17 protein-coding genes and 3 tRNA genes are annotated in these 13513 nt (G+C 61.4%); 15 read left to right on the forward strand and 5 right to left on the reverse strand.

All coding sequences use genetic code 11. The features are described from left to right. Positions 1–3: 3 nt before the first annotated feature. Positions 4–318, reverse strand: a complete 315-nt coding sequence (locus DU490_RS07135) for a high-potential iron-sulfur protein (protein ID WP_114573631.1) — start codon at positions 316–318, stop codon at positions 4–6. 191 nt (positions 319–509) lie between these two features. On the opposite strand from DU490_RS07135, the gene DU490_RS07140 reads away from it, so the two are divergent. Both DU490_RS07140 and DU490_RS07145 read left to right on the forward strand, forming a co-directional pair. After that, entirely contained in the window at positions 510–1004 is a 495-nt protein-coding gene (locus tag DU490_RS07140; RefSeq protein WP_181869992.1) for a methylated-DNA--[protein]-cysteine S-methyltransferase, read from the forward strand. Positions 1005–1039: 35 nt separating this feature from the next. Next, complete coding sequence (locus DU490_RS07145) at positions 1040–1459, forward strand: CopD family protein (RefSeq protein ID WP_114573633.1); 420 nt, start codon at positions 1040–1042, stop codon at positions 1457–1459. Between the two features lie 54 nt (positions 1460–1513). Here the strand turns inward: DU490_RS07145 and DU490_RS07150 are convergent, their stop codons facing one another. Then, entirely contained in the window at positions 1514–1978 is a 465-nt protein-coding gene (locus DU490_RS07150; RefSeq protein ID WP_114573634.1) for a DUF2231 domain-containing protein, read from the reverse strand. 96 nt (positions 1979–2074) lie between these two features. Between DU490_RS07150 and coxB the strand changes: the two genes are divergently transcribed. From coxB to DU490_RS07175, 5 genes are all read left to right on the forward strand, one after another. Next, positions 2075–3088: a cytochrome c oxidase subunit II gene (gene coxB / locus DU490_RS07155; RefSeq protein WP_258801440.1), complete on the forward strand. Its 1014-nt coding sequence runs from the start codon at positions 2075–2077 to the stop codon at positions 3086–3088. Beyond that, positions 3085–5616, forward strand: coding sequence for a cytochrome c oxidase subunit I (gene ctaD / locus DU490_RS07160; RefSeq protein WP_114573635.1), 2532 nt, complete (start codon positions 3085–3087; stop codon positions 5614–5616). Before coxB ends, ctaD begins: the two co-directional genes overlap by 4 nt. After that, positions 5613–5963 (forward strand): hypothetical protein, encoded by a 351-nt coding sequence (locus DU490_RS07165; RefSeq protein ID WP_114573636.1) that lies wholly within the window; start codon positions 5613–5615, stop codon positions 5961–5963. The genes ctaD and DU490_RS07165 overlap by 4 nt, the downstream gene beginning before the upstream one ends. Positions 5964–6081: 118 nt before the next feature. Beyond that, positions 6082–6357 carry an Lrp/AsnC family transcriptional regulator gene (locus DU490_RS07170; protein ID WP_043510462.1) on the forward strand — a complete coding sequence of 92 codons (276 nt, stop codon included), beginning with the start codon at positions 6082–6084 and terminating at the stop codon, positions 6355–6357. A gap of 112 nt (positions 6358–6469) precedes the next feature. Next, positions 6470–7354 (forward strand): DNA/RNA non-specific endonuclease, encoded by an 885-nt coding sequence (locus DU490_RS07175; RefSeq protein WP_114573637.1) that lies wholly within the window; start codon positions 6470–6472, stop codon positions 7352–7354. 120 nt (positions 7355–7474) lie between these two features. Here DU490_RS07175 and DU490_RS07180 read toward each other — a convergent pair. The 3 genes from DU490_RS07180 to DU490_RS07190 all read right to left on the reverse strand — a co-directional run bounded on the left by DU490_RS07180 (position 7475) and on the right by DU490_RS07190 (position 7838). Then, a tRNA-Leu gene (locus DU490_RS07180) sits at positions 7475–7561 on the reverse strand. A 35-nt stretch (positions 7562–7596) separates the two neighbouring features. After that, positions 7597–7683: transfer RNA gene (locus DU490_RS07185), tRNA-Leu, on the reverse strand. 68 nt (positions 7684–7751) lie between these two features. Next, positions 7752–7838: transfer RNA gene (locus tag DU490_RS07190), tRNA-Leu, on the reverse strand. 219 nt (positions 7839–8057) lie between these two features. Between DU490_RS07190 and DU490_RS07195 the strand changes: the two genes are divergently transcribed. The 8 genes from DU490_RS07195 to DU490_RS07230 are packed head-to-tail and all read left to right on the forward strand — an operon-like array spanning position 8058 to position 13507. Then, positions 8058–8591, forward strand: coding sequence for a Na+/H+ antiporter subunit E (locus DU490_RS07195; protein ID WP_114573638.1), 534 nt, complete (start codon positions 8058–8060; stop codon positions 8589–8591). Further along, positions 8591–8878 (forward strand): monovalent cation/H+ antiporter complex subunit F, encoded by a 288-nt coding sequence (locus DU490_RS07200; protein WP_114573639.1) that lies wholly within the window; start codon positions 8591–8593, stop codon positions 8876–8878. Before DU490_RS07195 ends, DU490_RS07200 begins: the two co-directional genes overlap by 1 nt. After that, positions 8875–9204, forward strand: coding sequence for a monovalent cation/H(+) antiporter subunit G (mnhG, locus tag DU490_RS07205; RefSeq protein WP_114573640.1), 330 nt, complete (start codon positions 8875–8877; stop codon positions 9202–9204). Before DU490_RS07200 ends, mnhG begins: the two co-directional genes overlap by 4 nt. 8 nt (positions 9205–9212) lie before the next feature. Then, positions 9213–9770 carry a DUF4040 domain-containing protein gene (locus DU490_RS07210; RefSeq protein ID WP_220270466.1) on the forward strand — a complete coding sequence of 186 codons (558 nt, stop codon included), beginning with the start codon at positions 9213–9215 and terminating at the stop codon, positions 9768–9770. Continuing rightward, positions 9767–10186, forward strand: a complete 420-nt coding sequence (locus DU490_RS07215) for a Na(+)/H(+) antiporter subunit B (protein WP_114573641.1) — start codon at positions 9767–9769, stop codon at positions 10184–10186. The genes DU490_RS07210 and DU490_RS07215 overlap by 4 nt, the downstream gene beginning before the upstream one ends. Then, a complete protein-coding gene (locus DU490_RS07220; RefSeq protein ID WP_114573642.1) occupies positions 10186–10539 on the forward strand; it encodes a cation:proton antiporter subunit C in 354 nt (117 codons plus the stop codon). The genes DU490_RS07215 and DU490_RS07220 overlap by 1 nt, the downstream gene beginning before the upstream one ends. Next, entirely contained in the window at positions 10539–12026 is a 1488-nt protein-coding gene (locus DU490_RS07225) for a monovalent cation/H+ antiporter subunit D family protein (protein WP_114573643.1), read from the forward strand. The genes DU490_RS07220 and DU490_RS07225 overlap by 1 nt, the downstream gene beginning before the upstream one ends. Next, entirely contained in the window at positions 12023–13507 is a 1485-nt protein-coding gene (locus DU490_RS07230; RefSeq protein WP_258801444.1) for a proton-conducting transporter membrane subunit, read from the forward strand. The genes DU490_RS07225 and DU490_RS07230 overlap by 4 nt, the downstream gene beginning before the upstream one ends. Positions 13508–13513: the final 6 nt, after the last annotated feature.

Genomic DNA, 13513 nt, shown 5'->3' on the forward strand with positions numbered 1-13513 from the left:
GGCTCAGCCCATCGGCGCCCAGGATTGGCACCAGCCCCGGGGCTCGACACTGTTCTGCGGAAACAGCTGACAGCCTTCGGTAGCCGGTTCATAGAACATGCAGTTGTCGCAGTATTCGTCCGCCTCGTAGGCTGGGTGGTCGCTGGCCTCTTCTGCTACTTCAACGTAATTCAGCGCCTGGGCCTGTTCGTTGTTGGGGTCCAGGCGGGGAAGTGTCTGGGCAAAGGCCTGTTTCGACAGGATCCCAGCGCCCAGCGGCAGGGCGGCGACGCCGAGCAGGCTGTTGCGCATGAAGTCACGACGGCTTTGATGGGGCATGGGGTCTCCTTTTCGTCATGGTCCGGATGTTGCGGATCTGGCAATGATATGACTGTCTGCCGAGCATCTTGCCACCTCACTAAGGGGTGGACCAAGTGGTCGTCAACTTAGAGTTCCGACAGGATCGAGTCCGCCGAGTTCGCTATGATCATACAGTCTGCACGCCTTTCATGACCGACCGAGGGAATGCCATGCCGATCTTTACCCGATTCTCCTCGCCCATGGGCGATATTCTGATGGAAGCCGACGAGCAGCACGCGGTCAGCCGCCTGGTTCTGGGGGGCGAAGATGAACCCGATCCGGAGGCGGCGCGACGGGATGACACGGCGCTGGAAGAGGCCCGCAGGCAGGTCGAGGGGTATCTGGCCGGCCGTCGGCGCAGCTTCAGTCTCCCCCTGGCGCCGGGGGGCAGCGATTTTCAGCGGGACGTCTGGTCGGCGCTGCTGCGCATTCCCTATGGCGAAAGCCGCACCTATGGCGAACTGGCGCACCGGTTGAGGCATGAGGGTGCGGCGCGGGCGGTGTCGGCGGCGGCGCTTGCCAATCCCGTCCCGCTGCTCATTCCTTGCCACCGGGTCGTGGCAGCCGACGGGCTTGGCAGCTACAGCGGTGGACAGGCACTCAAGGACTCGCTGTTATCGATAGAGCACTCGGCGATGGTGGATTCTTCTTCCTGCCGTAGGTAGGGTGAAGTGGGCAATGCAACTGCAAGGATGCTGTCATGCCGTGGATAAAGATCCTGCATATCGCCACTCTGCTCTGCTGGTGTGGCGCACTGCTTTACCTGCCGGCACTGCTGCTTGGCAGCGTCAAGCCTCGAGGGGCCTCGTCCTTCCATGTTTCCGCGCCGGTTATTCTGCGTTTCCTCTTTACTCATGTCGCAACGCCATTCGCCCTTCTGGCGATCATGAGCGGAACGCTGCTGTTCATTGTCGGGCAGCTCACCGGAGGCTGGCTGGTGCTCAAGCTCGCCGCGGTGACGGGCATGGTTTTCTGTCACGTCTTGTGCGGTGGGTTGATCGTGCGCCTTGAGCAGGAGCGCCTGCGAGGACTGGTCCCGGCAAGTGCGCTGGTGGCAGTCGTGGCGGCATCACTGATGCTTGCCGTGCTGGTGCTTGTTCTCGGCAAGCCATTCGATTGAGGCATGACAAGGAGTGTCACGATGCGCCATTCGACCCGCCATGCACGATCTGCATCATTTATCGTCGATTTCGACGCCCACCGCTTCGTCGTAGACGAGCATGCCGCCGAGGATGCCGGCCAGGGCGATCAGCGCTGCCGTCAGCAATGTCAGCGCCACGGCCCAGGGCAGCAGGTCGACTGGGTCCTTGAAGCGCCACAGCCAGTTGAGCGACGCCAGCGACAGCATCATTACCGCCAGGATGGCGTGGCACCAGCCGAGGACCATCTGGCGTATACGCCTCACCGTGACCAGGTCGATCAGGCCGGCAATGCTGGCGATCCAGCCACCCAGCGCCCCGACTCCGGCCAGCCACAGGCTGACACGAGCCCAGAACAGGTCTGCCGTATAGAGGAAAGCGCCATCGCTGGCTACGACCAGCATCAGGCAGGCGATGGGGAAGTGGATCATGACCGGGTGCAGGGGGTGCCCCGCGATGGCGGCTCGGCTCTTGATCGAGCGTTTCGGGTTGTCAGCCATGTTCGCGTCCTTTGCGATCGATTCAGTTCTCTCTCTGGCATTCAACGCCTTGGGCGCCATCGGGTCAACCGCTCCCGCCGACCCTCATGGTGCGGCTTGCCGCTGCCGTTGCCGTTGTTGGGGCTGCTGGCAGGCTGTGCCGGCGAGATGTCGATCATGGATCCGGCCGGGCCGGCGGCAAGTCACCAGTTCTGGGTGTGGTGGGCCATGCTGTTCTTCAGCGTGGTGGTTGCCCTCGTAGTTTTCGCACTTTGGCTTTATACCTTCCGGCGCCGCGAGCAGCCGCAGCGAACGCCGCGTGAGGAGCAACGCATCATGCTGCGCTGGGTGCTCGGTGGCGGCGTCTTGCTGCCTGTGGTCAGCATCGTAGCACTCCTCGTATTTGCTGCGCCGACCGGTCGCGGCATGCTGCCCTTGCCGCTGCCCGAGGGTGAGGCCGAACGCATCGAGGTGGTCGGCCACCAGTGGTGGTGGGAGATACGCTACCCCGGCGAGGAGGACGAGCCCGATGTGGTCACCGCCAATCGACTGGTGATGCCGGCCGGCGAGCCCGTCGACTTTCGCCTTACCAGCGCGGATGTGATCCACTCCTTCTGGATCCCCCGTCTCGGCGGCAAGCGCGACATGGTGCCGGGGCGTCACTCCACCATACGGCTCGAAGCCAGTGAACCCGGGGTCTTCGGGGCCCAGTGTGCCGAATTCTGCGGCGCCCAGCACACCGGCATGCTACTGCATGTCGAGGCGCTGGAGCGCGACGACTACGATGCCTGGCTGGCCGAGCGGCGTTCACCGCCCGAGCCGATCGGTGATGAAGCCGATGCGGTTCGCGCCTTCGGCGAGCACTGTGCGGCCTGTCATACGGTTGCAGGTTTCCCCGAGGCGCTCGTCGACGATGGCGTGGCTCACGACATCGTTGGTCCCGACCTGACCGACATCGGTTCCCGCCCCACCCTGGGGGCCGGTGTGTTGCCCATGGAGGAGGGTGCCATCGCTTACTGGCTGCAGCACCACCAGACACTCAAGCCCGGCAACCGGATGCCGCCTCATAACCATATCGATACCGAGACACTTCAGGATATCGGAGCCTGGCTGGAGACGATGGAACCATGAGCGATATCAAGGATGCGACCCTGACGCCTGAGGTCCAGCGGTTACACAAGGGAATGCAGGAGGTCTGGGGTAACCCGAAAGGGCTCAGGGCGCTGACCGTGGTGAACCACACTACCGTTGGCCTGCGTTTCATGGTGACCGGGGCGATCTTCTTCTTGATTGGTGGCCTGCTGGCCATGCTGATTCGTACTCAGTTGGCCTTCCCCGACAACAATTTCATGTCGCCCGAGGTTTATAACCAGGTCTTCACCATGCACGGCACGGTGATGATGTTCCTTTTCGCCATCCCCATCCTCGAGGGGCTGGCGATCTACATGATCCCCAAGATGCTCGGCGCCCGCGACCTGGTCTGTCCTCGCCTGACCGCCTTTGGCTATTTCTGCTACCTGTTCGGCGGCATCATCCTGTTTTCCAGTCTGATTCTGGAGATGGCGCCGGCCAGCGGCTGGTTCATGTATACCCCGCTTAGCAGCGGCGAATACTCGCCCGGGCCGGGTTCGGATTTCTGGTTGCTGGGCATCACCTTCGTCGAGATATCGGCGCTCTCCGCCGGGGTGGAGTTGGTGGTATCGATCTTGCGTACCCGCACCCAGGGCATGGCATTGCACAAGATGCCGCTGTTTGCCTGGTACATCCTGGCCATGGCGCTGATGATCGTGGTCGGTTTCCCACCGCTGATTCTTGGCAGCATCCTGCTAGAGCTGGAGCGCGCCACCGGGATGCCATTTTTCGATGTGGCCGGCGGGGGCGATCCGGTGCTCTGGGCGCACCTGTTCTGGCTGTTCGGCCATCCCGAGGTCTATATCATTTTCCTGCCTGGGGCGGGCATCGTCTCGACATTGATTCCGGTTTTCGCCGGTCGCCCCATCGTCGGCTACGGCTGGGTAGTGGCGGCGATCATCATCATGGGCTTCGTTAGCTTCGGCCTGTGGGTGCACCACATGTTTACCCTGGGCATCCCTCAGCTGGCGTTGGCCTTCTTCTCGGCGGCAAGCATGCTGGTGGCGATTCCCACCGCCATACAGATATTCGTCTGGCTTTCCACGCTGTGGCTGGGCAGGCCGAGAATGACGCTGCCCATGCTATGGATCGTCGGCTTCCTGGTGATCTTCGTACTGGGCGGGCTGACCGGGGTGATGCTGGCCCTGGTGCCGTTCAACTGGCAGGTACACGATACGCATTTCGTGGTGGCCCACATGCACTACGTGCTGGTGGGGGGCATGCTGTTCCCGTTGATGGCTGGTCTCTATTACTGGCTACCCCAGGTATCGGGGCGCATGCCTTCGGAGCGACTGGGCAAGTGGAGCTTCTGGCTGATCTTTCTCGGCTTCAATGTCACGTTCCTAGTCATGCACTGGACCGGGCTGCTGGGCATGCGGCGGCGTGTCTTCACTTATGACACGGCCATGGGCTGGGATATCTACAACCTGATTTCCTCGGTGGGCGGGTTCATCATGTCCGCCGGGGTGGCGCTGCTGATCCTGGATATCGCGCTGCACTTCCGCTTCGGCAAGAAGGCGCCGCAGAACCCATGGGGCGCCGACACCCTGGAGTGGGCCATGCCGAAACCGCCCACACCCTACAACTTCGTCAGCCTGCCCAAGGTCGAGACGCGTCATCCGCTATGGGAGGAGCCTGAGCTTTCGCGCACCATTTATGAAGGGCAGCATGGCTTGGCGAATATCGAGCATGGCCGGCGCGAGACCTGGGGCAGCGATGCGCTGACCGGCAAGCTGCGCGAGACCATCCATCTCCCCAGCAACTCCTGGTGGCCGTTGTTCTCTTCACTGGCTCTGGCGGTGGTGTGCATCAGCCTGCTGGTGCGGGTCTATTGGGTTGCAGCATTGGCGGCTCTGGTGGCCGTCGTGCTGTTGCTGCGCTGGTCGTGGGAAAACGGCGCGCATCCCAAGGTGGCGCCCGATGCTACGTTGGAGCCCAGTGAGCCGCCGTTGCACTTTCACACCATGAACGGGCCTGGCGTATGGACCATGTCGGTTTCCCATCTGGCCAATGGCTCTCTTTATCTCTCATTGCTGTTCGGCTGGTTCTATCTGTGGACCGTGGCTCCGGAGTGGCAGATGCCGGAATCATCGCCGCTCTCGATGCCGCTGCTGGTACTGGCGGGCGCGGCCCTGACCCTGGGGGCGTTCGTGCTCTCGAAGCTGGTGCGGCGATTGCGTCGACGCAACGATGTGGGGCTCGGCGGTGGTATGTATCTGATCGGCGTACTCGGGGTGCTGCAATCGGCACTGATCGGTATTGTGATCTGGCAGGCGGAGTTGGCTCCCATCGAGAGTGCTCACGACGCCACGCTGCTGGTGGCGCTGGTCTACGTTCTGATCCATGCGTTGCTTGGCGCCATCCTGTGCCTGTTGCAAGGGCTGCGGGTCGGCTATGGTTTCGTCAGCGCCGAGATGCCCATGGAGCCGGTCGTGGTGCTGCGCCTGTGGCACTACAATCTGGTGGTCTACTGGACCCTGTTCGTGGCCATCTGGGTCATGCCGACCCTGCTGGGAGGGGCGTCATGAAGCACTTGCTGAGTCTGACCCACCCCATTCAGCTGGTAGGCGGCCTGACCATCTGGAGCATCTGGTTCGTGGCAATCTATGGCGGGCTGTCGGTGGCCTGCGCGGTGGCGCCCCCCGACCCCTTGCGCGACATGTGGACCGGCATCAACCTCGCAGTGGGATTGGCGACGCTAGGCGCCATGGCTTTACTACTATTGTTGAGCTGGGCCGCGGTGTTGGCAGCGCGCAGGACATCGGTTCGGCGTGAGTGCTACTTCGGTAATGTCTCCGCGGGCATCTACCTGTTCTCGGCAGGCGCCACGCTGTTCGTTGGCTATCCGGTGATATTCCTGCCCCCCTGTCTGTGAGCGGGCATGGCGTTCGATGCCTGCGCCGATTCTGTCGACACCGCTAGCCTGCTATACTCGCGCCAGGTCGCGGCGATGCGCTTGCCGCAGGACGTTCCAGTTCCAGGGGGAGTTCCCGATGCAGAATGCCGTGATCCTGATCAACACCGACAAGGGCCAGGTCAAGGCGGTGGCAGAGCGTCTTGCCGATGTCGAGGGTATCAGCGAGGTCTATTCGACCTGCGGCCGCTATGATCTGGTGGCAATCGCCCGTACGCGCGATTTCGAAAGCCTGGCGGAGCTGGTCACCGAGCGCCTCAATGCCGTCGAAGGCATTCGCGATACGGAAACCCTCAATGCCATGCAGGTTCATTCCCGGCACGATCTCGAAACGATGTTTTCGCTGGGCTGGTAACCCGGGATCGCCCTCCTGCTGCGCGAACACCCAAGTAACTGAACACCCAAGTACCTGAACACTAAGTGCCGGTGCCGATGCGTGCCGGCAGTGGCACCTTTCGGATCGACTCATGGCCCTAGCACGTTCCCGCAGGCGGCGCCGCTCGTCGTTGTCAGGTTGGCGTTCACGCACCCGCCAGTTTGGTATTACGCTTGTCTTCGTGCTGGTTGGCAGCGGACTCTGGTACAGCCAGGAGCAGGGATACCGCGACCAGCTGAGCTGGATGGGTGTGCCCACCTGGGAAAGCCTCACCCCCTTGACCGTCCATCGTGTCCTGCGCAACGACGGCTTTCTCGTCGGTTGGTCCGACATCCGGGTCAATCCGCTGTGGGTAAGCTACCTGCTGCATGAGATGGACGACCCGCTCGCCGGCCCCAGGCCCGGTTTCCGTCGCGACTGGCGCACGCTCTGGCCGGTTGCTGCGAATAGTTACTCCGGCAGCGGCTACGACCGGGGGCACCTGGCACCCAACCATGCCATTGCAGTGGTGCATGGTCGCGACGCGCAACAGCAGTCCTTCCTGATGAGTAATATTTCGCCCCAGAGGCCGGACCTCAATCGTCGTCTCTGGCAACGCCTGGAAGAGGTGGTGATCGATCACTTTGTGCCGCGCTTCGGTGTCGTGCAGGTGATCACCGGACCGGTATTCCCTGAGCGATTTCTCGACAACGTGACCAACCGGGTCGGTCTGGTGGAAATTCCCGAGGCGTTTTACAAGATCATCGTGGTGCCGGCAGAGGAGCCACGGGCACTGGCCTTCATCATGCCCCAGGAGGTGCGCGGCGACGAGCCGCTGGACGATTACCTGGTGAGTATCGACGAGGTAGAGGTGCGCACCGGTCTGAACTTCTTCCCACGCCTGCCCGAAGAGGTCGCCGAGGTGCTGGAGGGGGAGGTGGTGGCCGAGGGATGGGCGTTGGAAGAGGTGGCGCGGCTGCCGGGGCGGTTCCAGTAAGCCGGCAGTGATTGGCAGGCACAAAAAAACCGCGATTCGTCGCGGTCTCTTGGGTCACTCTCGTGCATCGTTCTCGATAACGATGCAACCTGCATGACGCGGCGTGCTTGTGAAAAGCAGTGGTGCCCAGGAGAGGACTTGAACCTCCACATCCTTACGGATACTAGCACCTGAAGCTAGCGCGTCTACCAATTCCGCCACCTGGGCGCATCATGCTGTCGTCGTGTTCGCGAGCCCTGGGATGGTGCCCAGGAGAGGACTTGAACCTCCACATCCTTACGGATACTAGCACCTGAAGCTAGCGCGTCTACCAATTCCGCCACCTGGGCGAACACGGGACTTTTGAAGTGACAAACAGCTTGGGCGCCTACCCGACCACATTCTCCGGAGATAGCGATGGTGCCCAGAAGAGGACTTGAACCTCCACGTCCTTACGGACACTAGCACCTGAAGCTAGCGCGTCTACCAATTCCGCCATCTGGGCAGGCGAGGCGTATCTTACCCAAACTGTGGCTCAATGCAAGAGTAGCGGTCAAATTTTCGCCCGGCGCCTGGGGGGGGGCATGAACGGCGTCTGTGGTGGCTGCCGGTGCCGATCCCTAGTCAGCCGAGGCGCCAACAATGATATGGATCAGGCCGCGGGGCTTTATAAGCACAAAGTATTAATCAGGCGGCGTGCCATATAGCGGTTTAATCAGGCAGGATGAATTCAACTTATGCGCTGATACTCCCACGGTTACCAGAGGGGCTCAATGTGCTCAAGTACGCCCTCAGCCTGACAGGCATCATGGCCGTTATCTGGTTGCTTCTCTCCGGGCAGTTGACCCATGCCATTCTGGTCCCGCTGGGCGCTGTATCCGTTGCCCTCACGGTGTACCTGGCATATCGCATGCGCATACTGGATCGGGAGGGGCATCCCATCCATCTGATGATTCCCATCGTCAAGTACCTGCCCTGGCTGCTGAAGGAGGTGGTGAAGGCCAATCTGGTGGTGGCCCGTCACATTGTCCTGGGCCGCAAGAGCCTGAGCCCTCGAATCTGTCGCCTGGACACCACTCAGGAAACCGATCTGGGCAGGGTGTTCCTCGCAAACTCCATCACGCTGACACCTGGCACGGTGGCCGTCTATGTCCGCGAGCGGGAGGTCTGGTTCTACGCCTTGACCGAAGAGCTGGAGCAGGGCGTTCTGAGCGGTGAAATGGACCGGCGGGTGACGCGGCTCGAGGGGGACCCCTGATGCTGGTTGCCATCGCACTGGCCGTTCTCTTCAGCCTGGGCTGTGCGCTGATCCGCGCCTACATCGGACCGACGCTCTTCGACCGGCTGCTTGCGGTGAACGTCGTCGGCAGCCTTACGGTGCTGCTCATTGCCCTGCTTGGCTTCATCGTCGGTCGTCCCGAGTTTATCGACATTGCCATTGTCTATGCGCTGCTTAACTACATCGGCGTCGTGGCTGTCCTGCGGTTCTTCGAGTCCGGTCGTTTCGGTGCGTCGCGCAGACACGGAGAGGAGGAGCCGCCATGAGCCTGGTCCTGGACCTGATTAGCGGACTGATGCTGCTCTGTGGCGCCATACTGGTGGTGATAAGCGGCGTTGGCCTGCTGCGCTTTCCCGATTTCTACTCCCGCATCCAGGCGGCCGGGATGACCGATACCCTCTGCATGATCCTGATTCTCGGCGGCCTGATGCTGCAAGCTGATTCCTTTGGGGTGGTCGCCAAGCTGCTGTTCACCCTGGTGTTTTTGTTCTTCACGGCGCCTGCCGCCAGCCATGCACTGACCAAGACAGCGCGCCAATGCAAGTTATCCCCCTGGCGGTCCGACAAGGAGGGTGACTCATCGAAGCCCTGATCGACCTCTTGCTGCTTGCCTTCATGGCCCTGGTGGCGATTGCCGTGGTGAGGATTCGCAACCTCTTCGCGGCGATCATGCTTACTGGCATTTACAGTCTGCTGGCGGCTTCGCTGTTCGTGATGCTCGACGCCGTTGATGTTGCTCTGACGGAAGCGGCCGTCGGAGCCGGGATCATGATAATTCTCATGTTGGCCACTCTGGCGTTGACCACCAGTGAAGAAAAAGTCCGCATTACGCGCCAGAACTTGCTGGCTCTGGTGGTAGTGGTGATCACGGGTGGGGCTCTCATCTACGGCACCCTGGACATGCCAAAGGTCGGTGATCCGCGGGCTCCCGCTCATACCTACCTGGCGCCGCATTTCACCCAGTACTCGGTGGAGGAAATTGGCATCCCCAATATGGTGACCTCCGTGCTGGCCAGCTATCGGGGTCTGGACACCCTGGGCGAAGCCGTGGTCGTGCTCACCGCCGCCGTGGCGGTGATCCTGGTAATCGGCAGCGGCCGGGCCCGACAGCGCAAGCGACGCCAGAAGAACCCCAGCAGCAGGGAGAGCCGTTCGTGAAACATCACATCGTGCTGCGGGTCGTTACCAAGATCATGATTCCGCTGATCGTGATCTACGCGCTGTATATCCAGTTTCATGGCGAGTACGGCCCTGGAGGCGGCTTCCAGGCAGGCATCATCTTCTCCGCAGGCTTCATCATCTTCAGCCTCATATTCGGTCTGGATGTGGCGCAGGAGGCCATACCGCCTGAAGCAACTCGCCTTCTGGCCGCTTTCGGCGTGCTGCTCTATATCGGTATCGGTCTGGCCTGCATCCTGCTGGGCGGGCAGTTCCTGGAATACAAGGTCTTGCTGGCGAACGATCAGGCGGGCGAAACCCTTGGGATCATCGGTATCGAACTGGGCGTGGGCATTACCGTTGCTGCCGTTGCCCTCACCCTGTTTTACGCCTTTGCCGGCCGGGAGCGGGAATAATGGAGTGGATCGGCTTCTATAATTACTGGGTGGTTGTGGTTCTCATGATGGTGGGATTCTACATCGTCATTGCCCAGGGCAACCTGATCAAGAAGATCGTTGGGCTGAATATCTTCCAGACCTCTGTGTTCATCTTCTTCATCAGTCTGGCCAAGCTGGATGGCGGTACCGCACCGATTTATGTTGAGGGCGTAAGCGACTATTCCAACCCTCTGCCGCATGTGCTCATCCTGACCGCCATCGTGGTCGGCGTGGCCCTGACCGCCGTAGGCCTCGCCTTGGTGGTGCGCATTCAAGAGCTCTACGGCACCATCGAAGAAGACGAGATCCACGCACAGGACGAGGCCGAGTGATGGGGCTGGTTCAGCTTCATCTGCCGGCTTTTCAGGTCATTTTGCCCATGCTGGCGGCACCGCTGGTGATGCTCATGGCGCGCTCGCCACGCGCTGCCTGGGCAACTGCTACCCTGGTCAGCTGGCTCAGTCTGGCCATTTCTCTGATGCTATTGGTCCGCGTCCAGGCGGAAGGAGTCGTGACCTACCACATGGGCGGCTGGCTGCCGCCGGTGGGGATCGAATACAGGGTGGACTCGGTCAATATTCTGGTGCTGCTGGTGATCAGCTTCATCAGCGCGGTGGTCATGCCCTTTGCACGGCAGAGCGTGGCGAGCGAGGTCCGGGAAGACAAGCATGGCTACTTCTATGCCGCCTTCCTGCTGGCCAATTGCGGGCTGCTGGGGATCGCCATCACCGGTGACGCCTTCAATATTTTCGTCTTCTTCGAGATTGCCGCTCTGGCATCCTACTCGCTCATCGCCACGGGTCGCGAGCGACAGGCCGTGATGGCTTCCTATCAGTATTTGATGATGGGGACGATCGGGACGACCTTCCTGCTCATCGGCATCGGCTTTCTCTACATCATGACCGGCACCCTGAACCTGATGGACCTGGCCGCGAGGCTGCCGGAAGTCAACGACACCAGGACGGTGCGTGCTGCGCTGGCCTTTATCGTGGTGGGCATCTCGTTGAAGCTGGCACTCTTTCCCCTGCACCTGTGGCTGCCCAATGCCTATGCCTATGCGCCATCCATGGTCACCGTGTTCCTTTCCGCCACGGCAACCAAGGTGGCCATCTATGTGCTGATGCGCTTCATCTTCGGCGTGTTTGGCCATGAGCTGAGCTTCAATGAGCTCGAAATGAATCTGCTGCTGATGCCGCTGGCGATGCTTGGCATCCTGATTCCCTCCATCGTGGCCATCTTCCACACCAATATAAAGCGCATGTTCGCCTACTCCAGCGTGGCCCAGGTGGGTTACATCATCCTGGGCATCAGCTTTGCCAGCACCCTGGGGCTGATGGCATCGGTATTGCATCTTTTCAATCATGCGATCACCAAGGCGGCGCTGTTCATGGCGCTGGGCTGCATCGCCTATCGGCTCGGCGGTGTGTCGCTGATTCACATGACGGGGGCCGGGCAGCGGATGCCGTGGACCATGACGGCATTTGTCATTGCCGGGCTGTCGCTGATCGGTGTACCGCTGACAGCGGGCTTCGTCACCAAGTGGCATCTGATTCTTGCGGCCCTGGACGGCGGGCTATGGCCGATAGCCGTGTTCCTGCTGGGGACCTCGGTGCTGGCGCTGCTCTACGTCTGGCGGGTGGTGGAAGTGGCTTTTTTCCGCCCTCCGCTCAGGCGCATCAAGGTTCGTGAAGCGCCTCTGTCGCTTCTTCTTCCCACCTGGTTTCTCACGCTGGCCTGCCTTTACTTCGGTATCGAGACATCCCTGCCGGTGGGCCTGGCCGAGCGTGCCGCCGAGGCATTGATGGGAGGTTACCCGTGAGTCCGTTCCCGCTCATGGAAGCCGCAGTGGCCATTCCGCTCACCCTGGCCATCCCGGCCCTGGGGGCAGTGCTGATTGCGCTGTGCGGCCGCCGCCCGAATCTTCGTGATGGCTTGATGGTGGCCATCGCCGCGCTGCTTTTCATCACGGTGCTGCAGATATTGCCGGCCGTGCTGGCGGGCGAGCGACCCGCCATTACGCTGATCGAGCTGCTGCCGGGCCTGAGCATGGCCTTCGAGGTCGAGCCCCTCGGCATGATCTTCGCTCTGGTGGCCTCCAGTCTCTGGATCATCACCTCGCTGTACGCCATCGGTTACATGCGTGGCGCCAACGAGAGCAAGCAGACGCGCTTTCATGCCTGTTTCGCTGTGGCCCTGTTCTCGGTAATGGGCGTTGCCTTTGCCGAGAACATGTTCACGCTTTTCATTTTCTACGAGGTGCTGACGCTTTCCACCTATCCGCTGGTAGCCCACAAGGGCAATCGCGAAGCCCAGCAAGGGGCGCGCACCTATCTGGGCCTGCTGCTGGGCACGTCCATTGGTTTCCAGCTGGTGGCCATCGTCGCTACCTGGTGGCTGACCGGCTCCTTGAGCTTTTCCGAAGGCGGGATCATGGAAGGTCACGTCGGCCATGGCCTGGGGGGGCTGCTGCTGCTGCTCTATGTCTACGGTATCGGCAAGGCTGCCTTGATGCCGTTTCATCGCTGGCTGCCTGCCGCCATGGTGGCGCCGACGCCCGTGTCCGCCTTGCTGCACGCCGTGGCGGTGGTCAAGGCCGGGGTTTTCACCATACTCAAGGTGAGCACCTACATCTTCGGGCAGGATTACCTCCGCGAGCTCTGGAGTGCGGATCTGCTGATGTATATCGCTGCCTTCTCCCTGCTGGCGGCGTCTCTGGTGGCGATCCAGAAGGACAATCTCAAGGCCCGGCTGGCTTACTCCACGGTCAGTCAGCTCTCCTATATCACGCTCGGTGCGATGCTGGCCCATGAGTTTGCGGCCATCGGGGGCGGCATGCATATCGTCATGCACGCCTTTGGCAAGATCACCCTGTTCTTCTGTGCCGGCGCGATTTATGTGGCCAGCAAGAAGACCAATGTCAGCGAGATGGACGGCCTCGGGCGACGCATGCCTTTCACCATGGGCGCCTTCCTGCTCGGGGCGCTGGCGGTAATCGGCGCACCTCCCATGGGCGGGCTGTGGAGCAAATGGCATCTGGTGCTGGGGGCGGCCGACAGTGGGCAGCTCCTCATGGTCCTGGTGATCATGCTGAGTACGCTGCTCAATATCGCCTATCTCTTGAGGCCGGTAGTGAGGGCGTTTCTGATGCCCCCAAAGGATGCGATCGCGGGGCAGGGCGGCATCCGGGAGGCACCATTGCTGTGCGTGGTGTCTCTGTGCATCACGGCGCTGGGCTGCATGGCGCTGTTCCTGGCGGCGGACCCGCTTCGCGCCATGCTGGGCAACCTTTTCGTCAACTGATACGGA

This window comes from Halomonas sp. DQ26W, from assembly GCF_003339685.1.
GTDB lineage: Bacteria > Pseudomonadota > Gammaproteobacteria > Pseudomonadales > Halomonadaceae > Halomonas.

What these genes read in the sequence shown, in the direction of transcription:
- mnhG (WP_114573640.1), top strand. Translation starts at nt 8,875, where the DNA reads ATGAGCCTGGTCCTGGACCTGATTAGCGGACTGATGCTGCTCTGTGGC.
- DU490_RS07200 (WP_114573639.1), top strand. Translation starts at nt 8,591, where the DNA reads ATGCTGGTTGCCATCGCACTGGCCGTTCTCTTCAGCCTGGGCTGTGCG.
- DU490_RS07195 (WP_114573638.1), top strand. Translation starts at nt 8,058, where the DNA reads ATGAATTCAACTTATGCGCTGATACTCCCACGGTTACCAGAGGGGCTC.
- DU490_RS07165 (WP_114573636.1), top strand. Translation starts at nt 5,613, where the DNA reads ATGAAGCACTTGCTGAGTCTGACCCACCCCATTCAGCTGGTAGGCGGC.
- DU490_RS07225 (WP_114573643.1), top strand. Translation starts at nt 10,539, where the DNA reads ATGGGGCTGGTTCAGCTTCATCTGCCGGCTTTTCAGGTCATTTTGCCC.
- DU490_RS07175 (WP_114573637.1), top strand. Translation starts at nt 6,470, where the DNA reads ATGGCCCTAGCACGTTCCCGCAGGCGGCGCCGCTCGTCGTTGTCAGGT.
- DU490_RS07220 (WP_114573642.1), top strand. Translation starts at nt 10,186, where the DNA reads ATGGAGTGGATCGGCTTCTATAATTACTGGGTGGTTGTGGTTCTCATG.
- DU490_RS07145 (WP_114573633.1), top strand. Translation starts at nt 1,040, where the DNA reads ATGCCGTGGATAAAGATCCTGCATATCGCCACTCTGCTCTGCTGGTGT.
- ctaD (WP_114573635.1), top strand. Translation starts at nt 3,085, where the DNA reads ATGAGCGATATCAAGGATGCGACCCTGACGCCTGAGGTCCAGCGGTTA.
- DU490_RS07135 (WP_114573631.1), bottom strand. Translation starts at nt 318, where the DNA reads ATGCCCCATCAAAGCCGTCGTGACTTCATGCGCAACAGCCTGCTCGGC.
- DU490_RS07140 (WP_181869992.1), top strand. Translation starts at nt 510, where the DNA reads ATGCCGATCTTTACCCGATTCTCCTCGCCCATGGGCGATATTCTGATG.
- DU490_RS07170 (WP_043510462.1), top strand. Translation starts at nt 6,082, where the DNA reads ATGCAGAATGCCGTGATCCTGATCAACACCGACAAGGGCCAGGTCAAG.
- DU490_RS07150 (WP_114573634.1), bottom strand. Translation starts at nt 1,978, where the DNA reads ATGGCTGACAACCCGAAACGCTCGATCAAGAGCCGAGCCGCCATCGCG.